General features: G+C 61.4%; 20 protein-coding genes. 6 read left to right on the top strand and 14 right to left on the bottom strand.

What is annotated here, in order from left to right; translation table 11 throughout:
- Positions 1–11: 11 nt before the first annotated feature.
- The 3 genes from HY696_01265 to HY696_01255 all read right to left on the bottom strand — a co-directional run bounded on the left by HY696_01265 (position 12) and on the right by HY696_01255 (position 6647).
- Positions 12–1013 (bottom strand): hypothetical protein, encoded by a 1002-nt coding sequence (locus HY696_01265; GenBank protein ID MBI4237030.1) that lies wholly within the window; start codon positions 1011–1013, stop codon positions 12–14.
- Positions 1014–1352: 339 nt separating this feature from the next.
- Positions 1353–3368, bottom strand: a complete 2016-nt coding sequence (locus HY696_01260) for a DUF3999 family protein (GenBank protein ID MBI4237029.1) — start codon at positions 3366–3368, stop codon at positions 1353–1355.
- 18 nt (positions 3369–3386) lie between these two features.
- A complete protein-coding gene (locus HY696_01255) occupies positions 3387–6647 on the bottom strand; it encodes a DUF2339 domain-containing protein (protein MBI4237028.1) in 3261 nt (1086 codons plus the stop codon).
- A gap of 137 nt (positions 6648–6784) precedes the next feature.
- Between HY696_01255 and HY696_01250 the strand changes: the two genes are divergently transcribed.
- Entirely contained in the window at positions 6785–7339 is a 555-nt protein-coding gene (locus HY696_01250; protein ID MBI4237027.1) for a hypothetical protein, read from the top strand.
- Entirely contained in the window at positions 7336–8565 is a 1230-nt protein-coding gene (locus HY696_01245; protein MBI4237026.1) for a BamA/TamA family outer membrane protein, read from the top strand. Before HY696_01250 ends, HY696_01245 begins: the two co-directional genes overlap by 4 nt.
- Positions 8566–8725: 160 nt before the next feature.
- Here the strand turns inward: HY696_01245 and HY696_01240 are convergent, their stop codons facing one another.
- Complete coding sequence (locus HY696_01240; GenBank protein ID MBI4237025.1) at positions 8726–9619, bottom strand: SUMF1/EgtB/PvdO family nonheme iron enzyme; 894 nt, start codon at positions 9617–9619, stop codon at positions 8726–8728.
- A gap of 216 nt (positions 9620–9835) precedes the next feature.
- Between HY696_01240 and HY696_01235 the strand changes: the two genes are divergently transcribed.
- Both HY696_01235 and HY696_01230 read left to right on the top strand, forming a co-directional pair.
- Entirely contained in the window at positions 9836–10561 is a 726-nt protein-coding gene (locus HY696_01235) for a zinc metallopeptidase (GenBank protein MBI4237024.1), read from the top strand.
- A gap of 172 nt (positions 10562–10733) precedes the next feature.
- On the top strand, positions 10734–11204 hold the full coding sequence (locus HY696_01230; GenBank protein ID MBI4237023.1) for a nucleotidyltransferase: 471 nt from the start codon (positions 10734–10736) through the stop codon (positions 11202–11204).
- 15 nt (positions 11205–11219) lie between these two features.
- Here HY696_01230 and HY696_01225 read toward each other — a convergent pair whose 3' ends face one another.
- The 4 genes from HY696_01225 to HY696_01210 form a co-directional block, all read right to left on the bottom strand.
- A complete protein-coding gene (locus HY696_01225) occupies positions 11220–11621 on the bottom strand; it encodes a HEPN domain-containing protein (GenBank protein ID MBI4237022.1) in 402 nt (133 codons plus the stop codon).
- Entirely contained in the window at positions 11608–12228 is a 621-nt protein-coding gene (locus tag HY696_01220; protein MBI4237021.1) for a nucleotidyltransferase domain-containing protein, read from the bottom strand. Before HY696_01220 ends, HY696_01225 begins: the two co-directional genes overlap by 14 nt.
- A gap of 817 nt (positions 12229–13045) precedes the next feature.
- Positions 13046–13456: a PIN domain-containing protein gene (locus tag HY696_01215; protein ID MBI4237020.1), complete on the bottom strand. Its 411-nt coding sequence runs from the start codon at positions 13454–13456 to the stop codon at positions 13046–13048.
- Positions 13446–13643, bottom strand: a complete 198-nt coding sequence (locus HY696_01210) for a type II toxin-antitoxin system VapB family antitoxin (protein MBI4237019.1) — start codon at positions 13641–13643, stop codon at positions 13446–13448. The genes HY696_01215 and HY696_01210 overlap by 11 nt, the downstream gene beginning before the upstream one ends.
- Positions 13644–13985: 342 nt before the next feature.
- Here HY696_01210 and HY696_01205 point away from each other — a divergent pair, with 342 nt between their 5' ends.
- Positions 13986–14462 (top strand): hypothetical protein, encoded by a 477-nt coding sequence (locus HY696_01205; GenBank protein ID MBI4237018.1) that lies wholly within the window; start codon positions 13986–13988, stop codon positions 14460–14462.
- A 139-nt stretch (positions 14463–14601) separates the two neighbouring features.
- Here HY696_01205 and HY696_01200 read toward each other — a convergent pair whose 3' ends face one another.
- Complete coding sequence (locus tag HY696_01200) at positions 14602–15156, bottom strand: thioredoxin family protein (GenBank protein ID MBI4237017.1); 555 nt, start codon at positions 15154–15156, stop codon at positions 14602–14604.
- A 179-nt stretch (positions 15157–15335) separates the two neighbouring features.
- Here HY696_01200 and HY696_01195 point away from each other — a divergent pair, with 179 nt between their 5' ends.
- Complete coding sequence (locus HY696_01195) at positions 15336–16469, top strand: ATP-binding protein (GenBank protein MBI4237016.1); 1134 nt, start codon at positions 15336–15338, stop codon at positions 16467–16469.
- A gap of 33 nt (positions 16470–16502) precedes the next feature.
- Here the strand turns inward: HY696_01195 and HY696_01190 are convergent, their stop codons facing one another.
- Genes HY696_01190 through HY696_01170 form a run of 5 tightly spaced genes read right to left on the bottom strand, consistent with a single transcriptional unit; the run spans position 16503 to position 21719 of the window.
- Complete coding sequence (locus tag HY696_01190) at positions 16503–16973, bottom strand: DUF111 family protein (protein ID MBI4237015.1); 471 nt, start codon at positions 16971–16973, stop codon at positions 16503–16505.
- The gene (locus HY696_01185; GenBank protein ID MBI4237014.1) at positions 16970–18238 is read right to left on the bottom strand and encodes an HlyC/CorC family transporter; all 1269 of its coding nucleotides are present in this window, start codon (positions 18236–18238) and stop codon (positions 16970–16972) included. The genes HY696_01190 and HY696_01185 overlap by 4 nt, the downstream gene beginning before the upstream one ends.
- Positions 18235–19257: an HlyC/CorC family transporter gene (locus tag HY696_01180; protein ID MBI4237013.1), complete on the bottom strand. Its 1023-nt coding sequence runs from the start codon at positions 19255–19257 to the stop codon at positions 18235–18237. The genes HY696_01185 and HY696_01180 overlap by 4 nt, the downstream gene beginning before the upstream one ends.
- Before the next feature lie 15 nt (positions 19258–19272).
- Complete coding sequence (gene thiL, locus HY696_01175; GenBank protein MBI4237012.1) at positions 19273–20301, bottom strand: thiamine-phosphate kinase; 1029 nt, start codon at positions 20299–20301, stop codon at positions 19273–19275.
- Positions 20302–20333: 32 nt separating this feature from the next.
- Entirely contained in the window at positions 20334–21719 is a 1386-nt protein-coding gene (locus tag HY696_01170; protein MBI4237011.1) for a penicillin-binding protein activator, read from the bottom strand.
- Between the last annotated feature and the right edge of the window lie 3 nt (positions 21720–21722).

The raw sequence follows: 21722 nt of genomic DNA, 5'->3' as shown, positions 1-21722 counted from the left end.
GCGTTCATTCGCTACGGGCCGTTGCTCACGAGCGTCATTTGCGGAATTTCGGTGGTCCCCAAATATTTGGCCAAATATTGCACGAAGACGTCGTGGAGCTGCTGCGCGACAATCCCCTTCCCCTTCACCAACACCATCGGCGGCAAATATTCGCGCCCATCCGCGTCCGCGAGCGTGACACGCAATCCGTCGTGCGCCCCATCGGCCAACGTCACGGCCGTGGTTTCACTCATCACCGTCAGCTCTTTGGTGCCGGCAAACGGCGCCCAGCCGGAGATTTCCGTGTCGGTCGTGAATGAAACAATCGTCTTTTCGATCCGACTGCCAGTTGTCGGCGTGCGAACATGGTCGAGCAATGCAATCGGCGGATCGAAGGCCAGCTTGGCGTCCCCATCGATACCCGACCGATAGAATTGGTACGAAAGCGAAGCAACCGTCAGCGCGTTTCCGACAATGCCGTTGTTCAAATACACCCGGAACGAAACCGTCCCCCCGTTGGCACTGAAACTCGACATGAGTTCGCCTTGAGACCGTGTCTGATTCGTAAAGGTCGGCGTATGGAGCGTGCTGCCTGCTCCTTGCACGGCATACGTCCACTGCTGATTCTCGCGACGAGGGAAAAAAGTGTGCGCCGCATGGATACGGACGCGATAGGGAAGGAGCATCGATGATGGCGCCGCCTCGCAATTCCATTCGTATTCGAGATCATAATCTTGCGGTTGTTGCCCCGTCAGCACGGTCAAGCGACGATCACTCTGCTGTACTACGCTCACTCCATACTGCGTTTCATACGGCCCCTGCGCCTTCCACTCCGTATTCTGACATCCCGGCACGCTTGGCGGATCCACGGTGATCGATTCACCCGGCTCCACATACTTCTCCACGGTCTGCCCCGTTGCCACAGTCGGTTGCGGCATCGAACCGCCGGAGTTCGAACCACCTACCGTTGTCGCATTCTCGCAGCCACTGAGCAGACCAACCACGAGCGCGCCGCAGAGCCAATATCGCATCATATGAGTCTCCCACCGCGTGTCGACTCGCATCCAGTCCATGCGCCGCACCGATGACGACATAACGAACCTTATGGGCGTTGAGTGATGCCAGGAGTCTTTTTATGTCCATACGCGACATCATTTCGGCAATTTGCTTGGACCGCGTCCACATTCGTTTGAAGTGTTCAGCTGTCGTGAGCGTCAATTGAAACCGGACCTCGAAATCCAATTCTTTCTCCGGATCGTCATGATCGAGGCAAAAAATGTAGGTTTTACGTTTTTTTTGCCGCCGCTTCGCCATGCCGGCACTGTACCATGCGGCTGTGCGACGAGCAATGAATCTTCCCGCCACGACTCAATTCATCCAGCCGCCGGCTTGGGAGGCCCGTTTTTCCGCAGCAAACGGATGAAGAGCAACGCCAAACCGAGGGCGGTCACGATGAGGACACTCCAAAAGAGGTACATCGACGGCGCGGTGGAAACGCTGCGCGCGTCGCCGCCCTCCGCTTCCGGCGCCAAATGCGGTTCGTGGGCCGCGCGTCCCATCAGGACATCCGCGAGCAACGCGAGATCGTAATGGGGAGCTGGTACGGCGGCGTTGCCATACAACAAGCGCAGCGGCTGTGGCGTCGCGGCAAAGAAGCGCACGCGATAGGCCGTCGTTTCGAAACGCACCGCCGTTAACGGCAGCGGACTGTTGTCGCCCTCTTCGATTTCGAGCGTCATCCGTTGCGTCCCGACCGCGGCAGGTAACGCCAAACGCACGGGTGGCGCGGCGGTTTCCGCATCGGCATGGCTCCAAAACCAGCGCGCCACTTCGATTTCCTGTGAACGTTGACGCGGATCCGGCGGCATGCGATCCGCGACGACGCGCACGAAGCGCCGAAACACACGCGCCGAAGTCTCTACGACCAAATGCCCGGAAGGCAGCGAGGCGTACGGCAGCTCGACGGCATAGCGCGAAACATGCGGCCGCGCGTCGTCGGCGGCAATGTCCATGCGCTGCGGCACAATTGCAACTGCGAGCGGCGCGTCCAATTGTTCCAACAGATACGGGACTTGTCGCCCGCTCGCATCGACGATCCGCCACTCCGCCGCTGTCCGGCTATGCGCCAGCACGGCCAAGTCGATCCGCAACGCATTCATGCCGGCACCGACGTCGTCGATCATGCGCTGGAAACGAAATCCGGTCGTCGCCAGCGCACCGCCGATCGTCGTGCCGACTTCCGGTGACACGGCGGGCGGCATGGCCACGACCAACTCCCGCCGTTCGCCCCAGACCACCGCAATCGTCCGATCGGCATCGATCGCCTCGCGCCGCGCCTCCAAATCGTAATTGGGAGCGAGCGCTTTCGAGTCGCCGAAGCGCGCCATCAGTGTCCCCGGCGCGGCCGCCTCCAAATAAATCCATGGCACCGGCTTTAAGACGGCCATCGCCGCAATCAATTGCAACGGTGGATTATCGCCATCGTCGACGACCAACTCTAGCTCCGTTTCGCGCGGATCCGTGATCGGAATCGTCAACGCGGCCGCGCTCGCATCGCCCTGTTGGACCTTGCGGAGCTGCGCATGTCCTAATTCCGTCGGCACGATCCGATCGCCGGTAAAGTAAGCCTCCGTCACGCGCGCGTCGCGCAGCAGCGTCGCTTCCGCCACCGTCAACGCAATGGCCGCTACCGGCAACTGCGGTCCCGGCAATCGCAGCCGAAACCGACTCGTGCCGCGGACCGCTTCGTGTCGCTCCACGCCGAGCGGCACATGCACTGGAACTGGCGCATCCTTCTGCAGCGGCAACTGCACGAACGTCTGCGTTGGCGGCGAGACCCGCGCACTCGCGGTGTCATCCCACGTCACGCGCAAATACCGAAATTCGCCGGCCGGAAATTCCAGCGTCAGCAGCTGCAACTGCTCTGCGGGCAAGTCGAAGAGACTCTGTTCTTCCACCAGCAGCGTCCAATGCGCCCGATCTCCGCTCCCCTCCAACCGACATCGTTTCAAAAACGGCGCCGCAATCCCTTCGATCCGTAATGCGTTCACGAATACCAAATCCCCGAGATCGAGTTCAAATCCGCTCTGCTCCTTGGTCGCGGCGATCGGCAGCGCTGGAGCGGCGCGCCATTCCGATCGTGGGACCGACGGCGGGATCACGAGATACTGGACCTCCGCGCCGGCGGCATCGTAGAAACGCACGTCGCGCAGTCCGACTGCGGCACCGCTCAGCAACGGCACATCAACCGCAATTTTCTGCGGCCCGGCGTGCTCGATTTGCAGCGGACGTTCATATCGCACGGCGGACGACATGGCCGCGTGCGCAGTCACGCCGCTGCTCAGACACGCAACCACGACACTGAAGACAACACGGAATCGGAAACGCATACATCCTCCATCGGAATGCTATTGCTGAGACACGCGCTGCTTCGGGACCAATACGAACCGTTGTAACGCGAGCGCCACAAGCGCGAGGCAAACGGCCAATCCGACAAACGTGCCGACGCGATACAGCCCGCCCAAGCGCCACAGGTCGTGGAGAAATCCTTTGAAGATCGTCACCGTCATCAGCACCAGCGCGGTCAAGCGCGTCGGTCGATTGCGCAACATGATCCCAGCCGCGAGCAACGCGACGGCGAAGCAACCCCACGCGAGCGTGTAGCTGAGGTCCTGCGCGATCGAGCCGGAAAAATTGAACGTAATCGTCGCCCCGCTCGAATAATAATCGGCGACTTCAATGTTCAGCAGCAGAAACAGCAACACCGCGCCCGCCGCAGCAACCAGCGCGCGCCCGCGGACGGCGCCGCGCACCACATCGTGAGTGCGTCGCCAGGCCACACTCGCCGCGAAACACGATCCTGCGGCCAACAGATACGTATACAAATACCAGTTAAGGATCGGCACGGCACTGCGCGGATAGTACGCGAAAACTTCGCGATTCAACACCAGCCGCACGAAGACGGCGCCGAGCAATCCGAGCCCCCACCAAAAGAGTCCGCGATGCGGAATCCGGCCGTACAACAACGCGAGCGCGGCGCCTTGCAGCGCCCAGCCGATCGTGATCCATTGTTTATCGAGCTGCAGCGGGATCGCGACGGTCAGGAACGCGAGCGCGGCGCCGGCCACCAGTGCCAACCGCGTGTTATCGCGCGGCGCGGCCGGCTCCAACTGCAACCACATCCGCAATTGGACCAACAACAGCGCCGCCTGCGCGAGCGGGAGCACGCCGATATACGCCCCCCACCCCAGTTCGCCTACTGCGCGTCGCACGGCGAGAAAATAGAGTCCACTCGCCGCCACGCTCGCCAACGCAGGACTCAGCGCCCGACCTGCCACCCGCCCGCACAGCAGCGGATACACCGCAAACGCCAAATAGTACGCGGTGAGGATCGCCACATAGGATCCCGCAGCTGGCTCAATCGCGGACTTCCACACTGCCGTGGCGATCGCCGTCGAGGCGACGGCCACCACGGCCAAGACCTGTTGGCGCGACCATACCGCCAGCGCCAATAACAGGATAATGGCCGCTAACTCGGCGCCGGCGAAGAGCCACAACGGAGGCGCGCCGGGACAGAGCGCCGCGCTCGCCACCGCGAATTGGGCCAACACACAACCGCCGGCCGCCCCGAGCAGATACGATGACCAGGCCACTGACCCGTCAGCCGCTGGAACATGGGCCGCGATCCGCCCCGCGACGCGATACACGACGCATCCGAACGCGGCGTAACCAGTCCCCAGCAGCAGCGCGACGGTCGGCCATGGCGACCCGGCGAGCGGCTTGATCCACGCCAGCAGACTCACAAAGGCCACGAACAGCGCGGCCGCAAATAGCGCCCCGCCGGCGGACTGGAGGGCCGCGAGCGCCCATGCGGCCAGCAATACGGTTGCCGTCACCAGAAACGGCACCGGATCGGCCGTCAACACCGGCTCCGTAGCGACGAATCTCAACAACAGGAGTCCGCTCGCCAATCCGATATACTCGGTGTGTTGCAACACTGACACGGCTGCGGGTCGCCAACGCCGCACTCCGGCAGGCACTGCAATATAATAAAGTGCCGTCAACACATACGCGAGCAACAGCGTCGCGCAATGATCCACCGTCCCATACCACTGCGACCAGATGCCGAGCGCCAGATACGCCACCGCGCCCGCGACCCAATACGCCGCCCGGTCCGCTTGCCGCACTGCGGCCCAGGTGACCAGTAGCAGCCACGCCGCCACTGCGCCCCACCACGCTACACTGTCGCCCACGGCCGGATCCACCGCCGGGAGCACGGCGACGCACGTCCCTAACAGCGCCGCAATGATCGCGCCGCGCGGCAGCCACGCATAGAACGCCGTGAAGCCGAGCAGCATGCCGAGCACCGTTGGCCACGCGGCCGGGACATACGAGACGCCCAACCAGATCGCGCAACCGCCGAGCGTCGAGGCGCCACCGACCCAATGCAGCCACGTCGGTCCGATGCGCCATGCCACCACGCCGAGTCCGACGGCAAGGCAGCCGAGAAAACCGAAAAAGAGTCCATACCGCGCGCCGTACATCGGGGTTGCGGCAAGATAGAGCGCGAAGAGGACCGGCAGCATCGCGCAGACGGCGGTCTGTTGAGTGAAGACCGCGGCACCATGTTGCCACCAACGGCGTCCCGCCACGCGCGCTGCGACGGCCACGACCGGAAAGATCAGAAAAATGCCGAGTGCGAGCGGCAACGGACTGGCGGCCAGAAATTTCCACGCCCATCCCCATTGATATCCCGTCGTCAGGATAAGGCACAACGTCGTCAACCAACGCCATTGTTTCCGCTCCGCGACGAACACGAGACCGACGTTCAGCAATAACAAATAGCCGAACAGCGACAACGGCCGATTCACACCGGAGGCGAGCAAAGCCGGCGTCGCGAAGCCGCTGAGGAGTCCCAGCCCGGCGATAAACGGCGAATGACGCCGCAGCGAGAGCAACACCGCCGTGGCCGTAATCAACGCCATCAACAGCAACGTCGGGAGACTGGGAAGCAACGACCACAGACTGTGCGCGGCGAAACAGGTGGCGAACAGCACGCCGATCGCGCCGGCGTCCAATGCATTGGCCGTGGTGGCATACCGGCGCGCAAAACGAAATTCGCTTAAGCCTAATAATCCGATCCCGACCAAAAAACCCACTGCGGTGCGGATCGGCGGCGTCAGCCAGCCTTGTTCCACCGAGTAGCTCAAGAAAAAGATCGCCGCGATGACTAACGCCACGCCGGCGATCCAGGAGAACAGTTTAACGCCGACGAATTTTTCCCAATCGATCAGCGGCCCCTTCGGCGGCGCAGGCGGCGGCGGTGCCGGACGGCGCGGGGGCGGAGCGGCGCGCGTCGGTTGCGGGGAAACGGACGCTGTGCGCGTCGGCATAGATTGGGCTTCGGCCGTGGCGCGCGCGACAGGAGGCACAATCGTGTCAGTGGTTGCCGAGGCCGGCGATGAAGCCGCCGCCTCGGTCGTCGACCGCCCCTTCGCCCATGTGGCCTCCAACGCCACGAAGCGCTGCGTCAACTCCCGCCACGACGCCGTGGCCGTGGCCAATTCCGCGCGCAGCTGCGCCAGTTCCCGTTTCAAATCGCCGAAGCGGGTCATCGCCATTGCCGTCAACACCACGAGGATCAGTACGAATATGACACCACCCTCCATAGGCTCCCCCCAGATTTTCGATATCGCATAGAAACGGCGCCCGGACAATTGCCATTGCGCCCACCGACACGCATCGCTTGCGAAAAACCGCCGCTGCGCTAGAAAGCGCGGGCACACCAAGAGCAAGAGGAGGATACATGTTGATGAACACTCGCCGCATCACCCGCGTTGCCACCTTGTTGCTGCTCTGCAGCACTCCACTGTTGCACGCGGCAGCGGCAACCGAAAGCCGCTACACCCCGTTGGGACGGGAAGGTTGCAAGCTGATCCAAGAAGGAATGAAACCCGGCGAAGGACCGCCGGACTACATCGAATGGCGCTGCGCGGGCGTTGGCGGATACGCCGTCAAAATCGTGCATGCCGACGAACGCGGCTACTTGACGCTGATCGACCCGAAGGGCAAGTCGCACGAACTCCCGCTGATGCACGTCGTGGGCGGCGGATTTTCCGCGATCGGCGAAAAGGCCGAATGGCGGCTGATGGGCTCGCCACCCGCACCGCGGGCGCTGATCTTCCGGATGAACGTCCACCAGACCGAATCGGAACAATGGATCTCGTCGCTGCTCGTGACCAAACTCACCGTCGACAAGGTCTGCGTCGTGGCCGTGATCCCGCCGGGCCCACAACAAAACGAACAGGCGCGCGCCGCTGCGGACACGGCCGCTCCAAAACCATGCCTTGGCGGCTCATGATTACGTGGCGCTCCCGCCTCGCCGCACGGCTCGCATGCATCGCACTGTGGCTGCACGCCGCACCGGCCGCCGCCGGCACGCTCGCCGATCTGCCGCGCCTGTTCAAAGACGCGCACTATCGCTTCTTCCCGGTCCCCATCGTCGCCACCGATCCGGCCGAAGGCCAAACGTACGGCCTGCTTCCTGTTGTGACCGCAAACGACGCGCAAGACAACGTCATCAGCATCATGGCGGCGGCGTTGCAATACAACAGCATCATCCAATTCAACGGTTTCGGGATCTGGATCCTCACGCCGTCGGCGGATGAAGAACTACGGCTCTTCGGCGGTGCCGCGACCAAATTCTATCGCGAGGCCTCGATCGATTATGTGAATAGCGGCCTGATCAATCATCGATTGCGCGTGGAGGCGCACGGCCTGTACATCGAAGACCCGTTCGAACGCTTCTTCGGCTTCGGCCCCGACCGCCCCAAAGACGCCGAATCAAATTTCACGTCGCTGCTCGGCCGCATTTGGGGCGAAGTCGCGTTCGAGATCGCGCCACATGTCGCGCTCGTCGGCCAACTCGATTGGGCGCGACTCGGCTTGCAACCGCGCGCGATCGATGCGCTCGCCGACACGGTGACCACGTACGGAGCGCTGCCCGAAGTGGCCGATTCGCATCAAATCAGTTATCGCGCAGGACTGCGCTGGGACTCGCGCGACAGCACGTTCTTTCCCACGCGCGGCGCGCTCGTGAGCTTACTCGGGACCATTTCCCATCAACTAACCGGGCCCGACACGCCGTTCGGCGGCGTCGAGCTGCGCAGCAAAGCGGCCTGGCAGCCGCAGCGCCGCGTGACCCTGGTCGGCAACCTCTGGTTTCAACAACTGCTTGGCGATCAAATCCCATTTTTCCACCAATCGCATCTCGGTGGCGAACGCAATTTGCGCGGCTTCATCAGTCGCCGCTTCACCGATCACGGCGCCGCACTGCTCGAACTCGAAGCCCGCGTGCTCATTAAAGAGTGGCGGATCTTCGATACGCCGGTCTCGTTCTCGATCGATCCGTTCTGCGGCGCCGGCCAAGTTTTCCATCGACTGCGCGACATCGCGCCGCACCACTTCGAACCCGCCGGCGGCGTCGGCTTCCGAATGCGTGCCCCCCCCAGCGTGCTCGGCCGCATCGACGTCGGCTACACCCGCGACGGCGTCGCCGTGTATACGACGTTGGATTATCCGTTTTAGGTTGATGTCTAACTGGCTGTTGAAAAAGGGCCCCTCTGGACCTTTCCGGAACGGCCGAACCGTTGAGTCCTCATTCAACAACTCGTTGGGACTTTCAGCATGACCTGCTGAATTCCACGTCAAGCCGAATGCCGGTGCTGAAGGTAAGAAAATAAAAGGGTTACGATTGGGAGTCCTGGGGCCACGCCACCCGAACGCCCACATTGCTGTTGTAGTCGTCGCCGCAGTAGTTGCGAGCGGACGCGCGAGCGTACTCCGGATAACTGCTCCAGGCCCCGCCGCGCAGCACGTGTCGTAAGTCAGACGCAGCAAAGTGGAGTGGTTGGTCGACGTCCGTCGAATCGAGGGCCTCTGACCAATGATCCGCACAGTACATCCACAGATTCCCAGCCAGGTGCATGAACCCCAGCGGATGCGCTGGCTTGCCGGTATCCACCGACAATAGGCCACCGGCGTCCCAATTTTGTCCGCAGTGCGCGGTCTCGACCGTCACGGTGCCATCCACCGTTCCCGCGACGTCCTCGCCTTCGCGCACATTCCCTGATGCATCCGAACGGGCCGCTAATTCATATTCGGCCTCGGTCGGCAATCGCCCTCCCGCACAGAGGGCATAGCAGGCGGCTTCTTCCCAGAACATCATCGAAGCCGGTAATTCGTCAGCCAGGAAGCGGGAATCGGCCCGCGGAATCTTACTAAAACGTGCGACATACTGCTCCGGCATCGGCACCAACTGCATCCAGTCCGACGCCATACTCCAGCGCACGTCGTTCACCGCGAACTGCAGCACCGCCGCTCCGGTCTGCTCTTTCGTCGCTCCGCGCAGCGCCCCGACCACATGGCCCTCCGCACTGAACAACAAGCGTCCGTACGGGAGCGTCTGTTGCGCCGTGCAATGGGCCTTGAATTGCCCAGCGCTGGTCATGCACTTTGCCAGCGCAAACCCCGCCACCGTCACCTCCCGCACCGGGCCTTCACCCGAACGAGACGAACCCATCCGAAAACGTTTGCCTGGTACCGCGATGCGCGCCTGTCGATACGGATGGATCGCAGCCATATGGTGATGCCTCCTGTTACTGAGCTTATCGGCGCCGGGTCGAATAAGTTGCGAGAAAAATACGGTGCGCAGTTCAAATTCAACACCGGTAGGAAAAACTACATGCAAATTCAGCAGATTATGACACTCACCACCCCCTACACAATTCCGGACGCGATTGACATCCTCAGTCCGCTACCCCATATCCTGCTCCTATCATTAGAGGAGGCACACGCTATGTTCTACTTCGATCCACTCTATCTGCTCGTCACGTTGGTCGCGCTCGCGTTTTCCGGATGGGCGACGTTTCGCGTCAAATCGGCCTTTGCGCGCTACAGCCAAGTGCCGGCGGGCACGGGGTATACGGGCGCGCAAGTGGCCCGCAAAATTCTGGATCAACACGGGCTGCAAGACGTCCCCGTGGAGCCGGTGCGGGGTTTTTCCTTCCTCGGTGGGGATGGGATGCTCAGCGATCACTACGACCCACGGACGCGCGTCATCCGCCTCTCGCCTGGCGTCTACGACAGTCGCTCCGTCGCGGCGCAAGCAATTGCCGCGCATGAAGTCGGCCACGCCATTCAACACGCCACCGGCTACGCCGCGTTGGCGCTCCGCAACGCGATGGCCCCGGTCGCGATGTTCGGGAGTAATTTTTCCTATATCCTGATCTTCCTCGGCATCTTTCTTCACGCGTTCGCGATGGTCAAATTCGGCATCTTGCTCTTTACCGTCGCCGTGATTTTTCAATTCATCACCCTGCCGGTCGAAATCGACGCCTCGGCGCGCGCCAAACGCCTGCTCCCGCAGCTCGGCCTGATCAGTCCCGCAGATTCGGGCGGCGTCAGCGCGGTATTGAACGCCGCCGCGTGGACCTACGTCGCCGCCGCAGCGGCCGCCGTGTTGAACCTGCTCTATTTGCTGCTCCGCACCGGATTGCTCGGCGGCGGCCGGAGTGAGGATTAAGTGGATGCACTCACCCCTCAAGATCAGGAATGGCTAGAGCGCGGAGTCGACATCTGGATGCTGCGCGCCAACCTGCAGCTGTCATATGAAGCGCGCATTGCCCAACATCAGGACACACTTGACACGATCAACACCTTACACCAGATGACACGGGAGCAACGAGCGGCGGCGCATGCAACATCTCCAATCTCTCATCGAGTTCCTCGTTAAGAGTCCGCTCGACTTCGTGCTGATCGGTGGCTTCGCTGCAGTGCTCCATGGATGCAACCAAACCACCCGCGACATCGACATCTGTCTCGCCTTTTCACCCGAACACTTGCAGGAGCTGCGCCGCATCCTCGCGCCGCTACACCCCCGACACCGCATGACATCAGACAAGTTATCCTTCTTGGAACATCCGCACGATCTCCGTCGGATCAAAAATCTCGACCTCGAGACGGATCTTGGAGTGCTTGATCTGGTATCCCGCGTCGCGGCCGTTGGTGATTTTATTGACGTCATGCGACACGCAAGCACCATTGAGTTGTTTGGTGGTCAATGTCATCTCATGGCCATCGATGACTTGATCAAGAGCAAGCAAGCCCTCGGCCGGCATCGCGATCTGGTCGTCGTCGAGGAATTACTCGCCATCCGAAACAAGTGATGCGGCTGGCGGCAACTACCCGACGCCCCGCGCACCGCGCATCTTGCCACGCACCAATTGTACGACCGCGTCGGCCCAGGCGAGGGCCTGTTTGGCATCGCCCCGATCGGGGAGACCGTCCGGCAACGTGCCGGCGATCGCGTCGGGATAGCGCGTCGGGAGATAAAATTCGGACAACCGTTTCAGCGCCGGCAGATGCGCTTCCATCCACGAAACATCCAACAGCCGGTGGAGCGCGAGCAAGCCATGCGTCTTCGGAGGATTGCGCTGCTTCCACACCAAATAGGCCTTCATCGCCTTTTCGACCGCCTGTTGGCTCAAACTGCATACATGGGCATAAAACCCGTCGCGAAAACCCGCCCGCGCGAAGGCCAGGTCTTGATCGGCAAAATAGAACCACCGCTCATGTGGCTTCATAGACCACTCTCCCCTTCTTGAGGATCTCGTCTCGGATGAACGGCGTGTTCCGCGCCCCGACCGCAAACTCCCGCGGCGTATAGATAAAAAAATCGACATCGATATCGTAATCGACCAGTCCGGCTAACATCGGCGCGCGCTTACTGAACGGCAACGCCGTCTGCTTGACGATCGCTAAGTCCAGGTCGGAATACGGGCCGACCACGCCGCTGACCGCCGACCCAAACAAGATGATTTTCTCCGGCCGATACCGCTCCACAATCGCGGGGACGAGTCGGGCCAGGTTGGCATCCATCCGCGACCGCTGCGCCAGATCCGGAATCCGCGCCGCCTCGGCCTGCCCCGTGGCCCGCCACCGCTCCGCGGCCTGTTGTAACAGTGTTGCGTACGGATACGCCGGATTCCACACATACGTCAGGCGGCGCAGCGCGCCACGCGCAGTCAGCAGCCCGCCGACCACTAACGCCTTGAGCTCCAATCCGACGGCATGCGGCGATTCGTCAAGCTCCCGAGCCACTTGCCGCGCATACAAGTGCACTTCCGGATTTAGCGCAAAGAGGACAACGATTTTACGGCGCACCGCGGATTTAATGAGGAGTTTGAACATAAATATTTTATACGTATATATAATTTTATTATATATACTGAACATAGCCCATCGCAAGCAACTATTTCGCGGGCCGGCCGATACAGAGGGCACCAGGAGGTCGTCATGCCTAGAATTCAACCATTTGCCACTACGACAGTGGGGCACTCCCGCTCCCGCACCTCATTGCGTCAGCAAGAGACCGGCAGGAAACAACACGTCGCAGCCGGGAGGACAGCAGAGGTCCACGACGGCCACGGGCGAGGGATGTTTCTCCGTCTCACACTGACACGGTTCGCTTTTTGCCTCAGCAGCCTCTTCGGTTCAAGCGGGTGCGCCCATTTTGTGCCAAGTTGGGGTGAAATACCGCCGCCGGGCCACTCCGTTGGGATCAGTGGGTGCGTGCCGAACTTCGCTGCGGAGACTTTCGCCTTTACCGATGCACTGAAAAGAAAGTGTGGCATTCGCTCCGGACGTATCGAGCTTCGTAATTTTTCTCCGCCTGCGCTACGAACTGAGTATGAGACATGCGGCGGTGGTGTCATTGCGCACAGTCTGTTCCGCACTCAGGACTTGCCCTGCTCCCTCGTTCAACCAAATCCATAGCGATCGTCACACACCAGACCATGTTCCTAGAGCATATCTCATAAATAGGTAAGAGACGTCATCCTGAGCCGTTAGGCGAAGGATCCAGTTGATTCCACTGGATTCTTTCCGCCAGAGGCGGACGCAGCGGCTTCGCTCAGAATGACGTCACAGTTCAATAAGGAATTATGAGATGCTCTCGTATGAGCACAGGTCTGTTGGTTCCGGATTATTGACCATGAAGGGATGGGGGTTAGCCGACCTCGCCCCCGTACAGTCTGAGCGGCGTGCGGCGGGCAATCGCGCTGAAGTGATGGTCCAGGCTCCAGAGGGCACAGCGTGCATTGATCGCGGCCTTCGCAATCCATGCGTCGATCAAGTGGGCGACGACCCCTTGGCGGGCCAAATCAAAGCAGAACTCGCCGACCGTCATCCAGAATTCATCCGTCAGCGGAACCCGCGGAATGAATGCGACCGTCTGGGCAATGATACGGCGCTCCCGCGTGGCCACGGCCCCGCGCAGCAGTTCCGCCGTAATGACCGTGAGATGGCGTAACCGTCGTGTGGCGATCAGTGCATCGACGTCCTGACAGAGATCCGCGGCTTTGCCGTGAAAGTATTCGATCCAGATCGACGTATCGAGGATGACCAGCTCAGCGGCCACGGTGCCGGGCCTCCGCGGTATCGCGGCGAAATCGCAATTTGCCCTGAAACCGCCGCACGGTCCCGATCCGATGCCAACGCAGATACTCTTGCATTGCCTCCACCACAGCCTTGGCCTTCGTAGTCACGCCCGCCGCCACCCGCACCGCCTCAACCAACTGGCCATCGATGGTAACATTCGTTCTCACATCGTCCTCCTGTGCATTTCTCAATGAGATTTGCACACAATATGGTACAGGTCAAGCTTACGCAACTATTCGCTCGGACCGGCAAAGCCCGGTCTGGTGTCGCTTCCGCCGAAGGCGGATCCGCCTCTGGCGGAAAAGTCGGGGGACGCCCGGCCAGCCTGGATCGGTTCCGCCGGACTTCATCAGCATGCTGTGTTTGCCGACAGCCACAGGCTGTCGTTTGCCACAGCACGCCCCCCCGACACCCCCCATATATGCCACATCACTTTCTCACATAAGCAACTTTTCCGCAGACTGGCCGATACCTCTGATGAACGTAGAGGAACACCAAAGGAGGCATCAATGCCCACAATCCACACCCGCGGCACAACGGCCGGGAGATTTCCTGCAATTCGCGCATTGCTCAGTCGGCGAACGGCCAGCGCGGCGAAGACAACCACGACGCCAGCATCCGGCATCAGGCCCACAACGCATGACGCTACGACACTCCGCCGCGCGGCCGGCCGCTTCGGGATAGCCGGCACGGCCGCCCGCGACTTGGCCCGCATCTGTCTCAGCGCGCTGTTGTATCTCGGCTGCGGCAGCATCAGTCACTCGAGCCTGCGCTTTAGCAATCCACGCTTCGGCGAAGTCAACGCGAGCGGATGGAACGGCGACATGACGTATGAACTCTCCGGTCCGTGCGTCTCCGATCGCGACGCCTTGGAACGAACGCGGGGACTCTTAGAAGAGCTGGCAATTCTCCTCCCGCCGGACACGCCCACACACGTCGCATGCACCGGCGGCCACTTCCGTTTGTCGCTCCGGACTAGGAAATAAACACGCAAAAAGACGTCATCCTGAGTGCGACGAAGGATCCAGTGGAATCAACTGGATCCTTCGCCTCTGCCCCCGCCGGAGGCGGGTCCGCCTTTGGCGGAGGCTCAGGATGACGCCGCTTACCTATTAAGGCTGCACACTACCCCTTCCACTTCACCGAGCAGCCGATCGCGTGCGACTGTTGCGTCGGCGGCGTCGTGCCGGCCAGCACGGCCGTGATCGCGTCGCGCAGATACGGGTGTTGGACTTGCTTCGGCTCTTCCATGTTGTCGTCGAGCCGGCCGGTGTAGACCAGACGGAGTTGCGCGTTGAAGCAGAAAAATTCCGGCGTGCAGCCGGCGCCGTAATCGAGTGCGGCCTGCTGCGTGTCGTCGCGCAGATATGTGTAAGGCAGCGCCTGCGCGCGGCTTTTTTCCTGCATCTTGGCAAAGCTGTCATCCGGATACGCCTCCACATCGTTCGCGTTGATCCCGAAGAACGCAATACCTTTGGGCGCGAATTCCTTCGCGAGTGCATTGATGCGCGCGTCGTAGGCCTTCACGTACGGGCAGTGGTTACAGGTGAAAAACACTACGGTGCCCTTCGCCCCGTGGTCACGCGGCAGCGCATATTCGCGCCCGTCGGTCGCGGACAACGTCCAGCCCGGCGCGACACTCCCCAGCGCCAACGGCGCCGCTTTCGGTTGATGAGCCATAACGATCTCCTTTCGTCGTTTGTCGGACAACTCTCTTGGCGATGCGCCTCTCTTACGTCAATGCCTATGAAAAGCGCAATCACCCAGAGACAACAGACCTGACGATCAGAGGCCTGGCCATATTTCCCTGCAGGAAAATTTAGACTTGACCAAAATACCCTGCGGGGCAATATAGCCACATGCGCTACCTCACGCCGTTCATCGCACGCGATCTGACCAAGAAAATGGTGCTGGTGGGCGGTCCGCGGCAGGTCGGCAAAACAACTCTGGCACAATCCCTGCTCCCATCGACGCGGCGCAAAAGTTATTACTACAATTGGGACGATCCGGACGATCGCCGGGCCATTCGGCAGCGACGTTGGCTGGCCGACGAATCGCTCCTGATCTTCGACGAACTCCACAAAATGGCCCGATGGAAAACGTGGTTGAAAGGCCTTTACGACAAATATCGCGCGGCTCATCAAATCTTGGTCACTGGCAGCGCGCGGCTCGACCTCTATCGACGCGGTGGCGACTCACTCCTCGGTCGCTATCACTATTGGCGGCTCCACCCCTTCTCACTGCATGAATTACCGCCACGCATGAAACCGCAAGATGCCTTTCGGCGCCTCATGACGGTCGGCGGGTTCCCCGAACCGTTTCTCGCGAACGACCCGATCGAAGCCAAACGTTGGCGGACAGAACGGTATGCCCGCATTCTCCGCGAGGATATCCGCGATCTGGAAACGATCCGCGACCTTTCACACCTCGCCATCTTGGCCGATGCCCTTCGCACACGCGTCGGAACCCCGGTCGTGTATGCCCATCTCGCGCAGGACATGGAAGTCGCCTTCAAGTCGATCCGGCATTGGGTGGCGCTGCTCGAAACTATGTATCTCCTGTTTCTCGTGCCGCCGTACACCCACCGACTTGCGCGGGCGATCAAAAAACCGCCGAAGATCTATTTTTTTGACAATGCCGATGTCCTCAACGACGACGGCGCGCGATTCGAAAATTTAGTCGCAACGCATCTGCTGAAACGCCTTCATTTTCTGGAGGACAGCCGTGGCGATCGGTGGGAACTCCGCTACTTGCGAGACAAGGAAGGCCGCGAGATCGATTTCGTCCTGACCTGCGACGGCCGACTCGAAGAACTCATCGAGGTCAAGTGGTCGGAGGACCGCATCACGCCGTCCCTCCGCTACTATGCCGAGCGGTTGCAACCCAAACGCGCTGTGCAAATCGTCGGGCAATTGAAACGCTCCTATTCGCACGGTCGCTGCCACGTGCTCAGTCCGTTCGAATACTTCGCGCAATTAGCGCCTCTCGGTTAGGGAGGCCGCAACGAGCGCTGCGATGCCCGATCGCTATCGCAGCGCCGCGGCGACGGCCAGGCGATAAATCTCCCGCAACGGCACTCGCCGTTTGCGGGCGATTGCTTTGCAGGCCTCATATTCGGGACTGCATTGCAACAATTCGTCTCCGAGCCAGCCGCATTTGACCGGAACCAGGCCGTGCGGCGTCCGGACTTTCCGCACTACGCGTCGCAACGTACAGCGCTCCACCGGATAAAAGCGGACGCCGAACGTCGTCGTCTCGGCGAAGATGATCCGCACTAACCGTTCCCGGCGCTCCGCCACACACAACACTTGGAGCTGCGCGGCCAAGCGCCGCTTTTTCATCAGCACCGGCCGCACCGTGACGTCGACCGCACCCGCCGCCAACAAGCGCTCGATGAGATATTCGAACCACTCCGGATTCATATCGTCGATATTCGCCTCGATGACGACGAGATCCGCAGCCTCCACATCCGGAGCATTGGCGCGCCGTTTTTTCACGTGGCGACCTCCATCCGTTGCGCTTCGACCGCAACGATCGTCCGCGCATTCGCCTCCCGCACGGTGAAGCGCCACGCGCCGATCGTACACTGCGCGCCAGCGCGCGGAATGCTGCCCATTTGGGCCAGCAGCAGTCCGCCGATCGTTTTATAATCACCCTTCGGCACGTCAAGGCCCAGCAGCCGTTGCGCGTCATCGAGTTCCAACCGGCCTTGCAGCCAATAGTGTTGCGGACCGAGGGCGCGATAGCGCGGCTCCACCCACGCGAATTCGTCGTGAATTTCGCCGACCAATTCTTCGCAAATCGCCTCCAGCGCCACGAGCCCGACGGTAGCGCCATATTCATCGACCACCACGGCCGCGCGTTCCTGCCGTCCACGCAACAGGCGGATCAGCTCCGGGATCGGCATTTCCTCCGGCACGTAGGCCGGTGAATGCATCAGTCCGGACAGCGGCGTGTTCGACGCCGCACAAAGGACATCCGCCGCTTCCAAAATGCCGATCACGTTATCGACGCGATGGGCGTACACCGGCAAATGGGCATAGCCCTTCAACGCGAAAATCGTCAGCGCCTCGTCGCGATTCGATTCGAGCACGACACATTCCATTTCACTGAGCGGGATCATCGCGTGCTTTACGCGCCGTTCCGCCAACCGCAGAATGCGCGTGACCATTTTCCGTTCGTTGGGGCGGATATCGCTCTGCACGGCCTCGTCGCCATGCAGCAACAGTTGGAGCTCTTCGCGATTGATCCGTGGTTCATTCGTGCTCGCACGGCGGACTTCGCCCAAGAATCGCTCCGTAATCCGCGCCAACAGCAGAATGGCGGGATACATGCAGGAACGAAACAGGAAGAGGATCGGCGCAATCCGATCGACCAAGCGATCCGCATGATGCTGATAAATGCTCTTCGGCAAGATTTCCGCGAAGATGAGAATCACGGGAGCGAGCAGGATCGCAAACGATCCGAGCGCCGGCCCACCAAGCGAGATCAGATAAAACGTCGTGAGCGTCGAGGCCGCGATCGTGGACAAGTTCGTGCCGAGCAACGTAGTGCCGAACAGATGCGCCGGATTTTTTAGCAAGCGCTCCGCCAATTGGGCCCCACGACTACCGCCGGCCGCGCGTTGATGCAGTCGTGCCTTGTCGCAGGAAACGAGCGCCAGTTCCGAACCGGAGAAAAATCCCTCAGTTAATAGACAGAGCAGCACGCCGCCGGCCACGGGACCCCATGAATCGAACGCCGGCCATGCGATGAGCATCATGCCGCCCCCTCGCCGCGGGGCGGATGCCCGATTAACGCGTCCAGGACGTCGTCGAGCGTGATCAAGCCCACCACGTGTTGGGGCGTGTCGATCACGACGGCCATATGCAATTTCGTGCGCTGAAATTCGAGCAGCACTTCGTCGAGTCGCATGGTCGGCGCCACAAAGAGCACGGGACGCACGATCGATTCCAGTTCGCGCATCACGCCATGCTCGCGCCCCCGTTGCAGCGAGAGGAGGTCGCGCACATAAATCAGGCCGACGATATCGTCCGGATCGTCCTGATAAACAGGCACGCGAGAAAATTGCGCTTGGCGCACTTCTTCCAAAATCCGTTCATACGGCCAATTGAGCGGGAGACGGAACATCCGCTCGGCGACCGTCATCACATGCGCGACGGTCAGATCGCCGAACGCAAACACGCCGTGGATCAACGCGCCTTCGGAGGGACTCAACGCGCCGCTCGCGGTGCCGAGATCGACCATATGCCGGAATTCTTCTTCGATGATCATCGACCGTACTTGCCGCGGATCGCCGCCGAACAAGCGCACGCCGGCATCCGCAATCCGCGTCAGTCCCCAGCGCAGCGGCGCAGTGAGCGCCAGGAAGAACGACATCGGCACACCGAGCCACAACGAGATGCGCGGCGCCAGCCCGATCGCGAAGTTCTTCGGCAATACTTCGCCGAACACGACGACCAGCGGCGTCGTAACCGCGACGGAGACCAGCGGCCCGAACCACGGATCGCTCACGAGATGGTTCATCCCCTCCGCGGCCGCGATCGCAATCGTGATGTTGGTGATTTCGTTGCCGAGCAGAATGCCGATCAGCGTTTCGCGGGGCTGTTTCAACATCTGCACTAACCGGCGTGCCGCATAGCCCGTCTCGGCGCGCAAGCGACTCAACGTGACGCGACTCAACGAAAAGAACGCCGTCTCGGAACAGGAAAAAAATGCGGAATACCCCAACAGGAGCAACACGACGCCGAAAAACGGGAGTGCATGGACAAGCGCCGCCATTCCCCATCGCTCCGTTTATTCCTGAAATTGGTGGGCGAATCCGGATGACGCGATCGGCATTGACCGCCCATTCGGGTCCGACAGCGCGACGCCCGCGCCTTCCTGCACTTCACCGAGATACGTCAGCGGATGGCCGAGCGTCCGTTCCGCCCCGGCCACGAGTTGGCGAAAAGCGGCCGCACGCGAACCGAAGACCGTGAACGCCAGTTCATATTCTTCCCCACTGGCCGCGCCGAATGCCAGCGGATCTTCGCCCCGCGCCTCGGCCACGGCGGTGACGCCTTCGCACAACGGCACGCGCACGGCTTCAATTTGCACGCGCACGCCGCTCGCGGTCGCGATCTGGCCGACATCGGCCAATAGGCCGTCGCTGATATCGATCATCGCGGAGACACATCCCGTGGAGGCCAACCATTGGCCCGCAGCCGTGCGCAACGGCGGATGCAAATGCCGCTGCATGAGCCGATCGCGCGACAGCGGATCGGCAGACGTCGCGCCTTCCGATTGATCGCGCGCCATTAAGAGCTGTAATCCCGCAGCGGAACCGCCCAGCCAGCCGGTGACGTAGAGGCTATCCCCGGGCCGTGCGCCACGACGATACAACGCGCGACCATGCGGCACTTCCCCGATCACGGTAATCGCCAAATGACATCCGAGTTCAGCACGCGTCGTATCGCCCCCGATGACCAGCGCGCCGGCGTCGGTCGCGGCGACGCGCACACCACGAAAACATTCGCGCACCTCGGCAGCGCACATGGAATCGGGAATGCCCAAACCGACTAACACGAAGCGGGGACGACCGCCCATCGCGGCGATATCACTCAACGCGGCCAGCGCAGCCTTCCCGCCGAGCACCGACCACTCCGCCCAGGAACGACGAAAGTGGATGCCTTCGACACAGTGATCGGTACTGATCAGCCAATCACGATGAGCCCCACCGCTGACGACCGCACAATCATCGCCCACTCCGCAGAGCAACGCTTCCGCTTGTGTCGGCGTCTCCGCCAGCAACTGTCCCAACAATGTAAACTCATCGATCGACATAGATTCGCACGCGCATTCCGACAAACGACACTTTATTCCGCATATTTGTCCCAGTCCTGCCCGGGCGTCGGCGCATTCTTGCCGCCATAGCGCTCGGCGTCGAGCGGCGCGCTACTGGCGCGGAATTTCGGTTCACCGGTTTCATACTCCGCACGCAAATCCGCCGAACGACGCCCCACTTCTTGAATGCGTCCGCCGGCGATCGTCAGGATGAAGACCTCTTTGTCCACATCGCCCTCCGACGTAAAGCGCATCGTGCCTGTGACGCCGTGCAATTTCTTGGTCCGTTGCAGCGCGCGTTGCAGCGCCTCCGGCGTGGAACCGCCTTTCCGCACCCCTTCGGCGACAAATTGCAACGCGTCGTAACCTTCGGCCTCGAGCCGCGTCGGGTCATGATTGAAGGCCTGCGCAAATGTCGAAACGAACTGTTGCGTGTCGACTTGGGCACTGTCGCGGAAAAATCCGTCGGCAAACAACGCACCTTCGACGGCCTGCCCGCCGGCCAAGATCGCCGGGTCATTCAACGAATTGACACCGAGGATCGTCGCGCCACCCAACACTTTGGGGCCATACGCCTTCAACAGACTCGCGACCGAACGCGGGCTGTCGGGAATAAAGACGGCATCGACGCCGTCGAGCGCGGCCAACTTCGGCAACGGCGGCGGCTCTTCGATCGAGGGCTGTCCTTCCGTACTCGTCACTTCCACTGCGACTTCCGTCTTCGGCGGCCGCGGCATTTGCGACAGCCGATCGCGTGCGGCCACGATTTGGCCGATGTTGGCCTTGTACGGCCGTTCCACGACGATCTGACCGCCGAGCGACGTAATCGCATTGCGGAACAGATCGCGATTCGCGGTCCCGTAGTGGCTCTCCGGGTGGAGGATCGCGAAGCGCGTGAATCCGCGCTCCTTCACGGCGTAGCGAGCGATCGCATGGACCAATTTCGCCGGATTGATCCCGACCCGATACGTGTGCGGACCGATCCGCGCGATGCTCGCGCCGGGGCTCAGACTGATGAACGGGACGCTGAGCTGCTCCGCACGCTCCGCCGCCGGTTTGGCGCTCGGAGAGTCGATCGGGCCAATGATCGCCGCGACATGTTCCTGTTGGACTAATGCATCGACGGCCTCCGTCGCCTTGACCGGACTACCCGCGGAATCGCGCGTAACGATCGTGATGTTCGCGCGCGCCGCGCACGGCGCCCGCTTGCCGGCCGCGCACTCGATCCCGTCCAACGAGCGCCGTCCGACCATCGCTTTATCACCCGACAGTGGCAAGATCACGCCGACCGTGGCGGGCCCGCCCTTCGGACCGCGTGGCGTCGTCGGCGCCTTCCCGATCGGCTGTCCCACACATCCGCTGACCGCAAGCCCAAACCCGGCCACGATTGCACCCCACCGCACCTTAACACCGTTCATGGC

Source organism: Deltaproteobacteria bacterium (genome assembly GCA_016210045.1).
Taxonomy (GTDB): Bacteria; UBA10199; UBA10199.
The sequence above is the reverse complement of the archived record's forward strand: the minus strand, read 5'-3'. Positions and strand labels throughout refer to the sequence as shown.

Excerpts from the sequence above, each read along its gene's own strand:
- HY696_01265 (MBI4237030.1), bottom strand. The coding sequence starts at position 1,013 with ATGATGCGATATTGGCTCTGCGGCGCGCTCGTGGTTGGTCTGCTCAGT.
- HY696_01260 (MBI4237029.1), bottom strand. The coding sequence starts at position 3,368 with ATGCGTTTCCGATTCCGTGTTGTCTTCAGTGTCGTGGTTGCGTGTCTG.
- HY696_01255 (MBI4237028.1), bottom strand. The coding sequence starts at position 6,647 with ATGGAGGGTGGTGTCATATTCGTACTGATCCTCGTGGTGTTGACGGCA.
- HY696_01250 (MBI4237027.1), top strand. The coding sequence starts at position 6,785 with ATGTTGATGAACACTCGCCGCATCACCCGCGTTGCCACCTTGTTGCTG.
- HY696_01245 (MBI4237026.1), top strand. The coding sequence starts at position 7,336 with ATGATTACGTGGCGCTCCCGCCTCGCCGCACGGCTCGCATGCATCGCA.
- HY696_01240 (MBI4237025.1), bottom strand. The coding sequence starts at position 9,619 with ATGGCTGCGATCCATCCGTATCGACAGGCGCGCATCGCGGTACCAGGC.
- HY696_01235 (MBI4237024.1), top strand. The coding sequence starts at position 9,836 with ATGTTCTACTTCGATCCACTCTATCTGCTCGTCACGTTGGTCGCGCTC.
- HY696_01230 (MBI4237023.1), top strand. The coding sequence starts at position 10,734 with ATGCAACATCTCCAATCTCTCATCGAGTTCCTCGTTAAGAGTCCGCTC.
- HY696_01225 (MBI4237022.1), bottom strand. The coding sequence starts at position 11,621 with ATGAAGCCACATGAGCGGTGGTTCTATTTTGCCGATCAAGACCTGGCC.
- HY696_01220 (MBI4237021.1), bottom strand. The coding sequence starts at position 12,228 with ATGTTCAAACTCCTCATTAAATCCGCGGTGCGCCGTAAAATCGTTGTC.
- HY696_01205 (MBI4237018.1), top strand. The coding sequence starts at position 13,986 with ATGCCCACAATCCACACCCGCGGCACAACGGCCGGGAGATTTCCTGCA.
- HY696_01200 (MBI4237017.1), bottom strand. The coding sequence starts at position 15,156 with ATGGCTCATCAACCGAAAGCGGCGCCGTTGGCGCTGGGGAGTGTCGCG.
- HY696_01195 (MBI4237016.1), top strand. The coding sequence starts at position 15,336 with ATGCGCTACCTCACGCCGTTCATCGCACGCGATCTGACCAAGAAAATG.
- HY696_01185 (MBI4237014.1), bottom strand. The coding sequence starts at position 18,238 with ATGATGCTCATCGCATGGCCGGCGTTCGATTCATGGGGTCCCGTGGCC.
- HY696_01180 (MBI4237013.1), bottom strand. The coding sequence starts at position 19,257 with ATGGCGGCGCTTGTCCATGCACTCCCGTTTTTCGGCGTCGTGTTGCTC.
- thiL (MBI4237012.1), bottom strand. The coding sequence starts at position 20,301 with ATGTCGATCGATGAGTTTACATTGTTGGGACAGTTGCTGGCGGAGACG.
- HY696_01170 (MBI4237011.1), bottom strand. The coding sequence starts at position 21,719 with ATGAACGGTGTTAAGGTGCGGTGGGGTGCAATCGTGGCCGGGTTTGGG.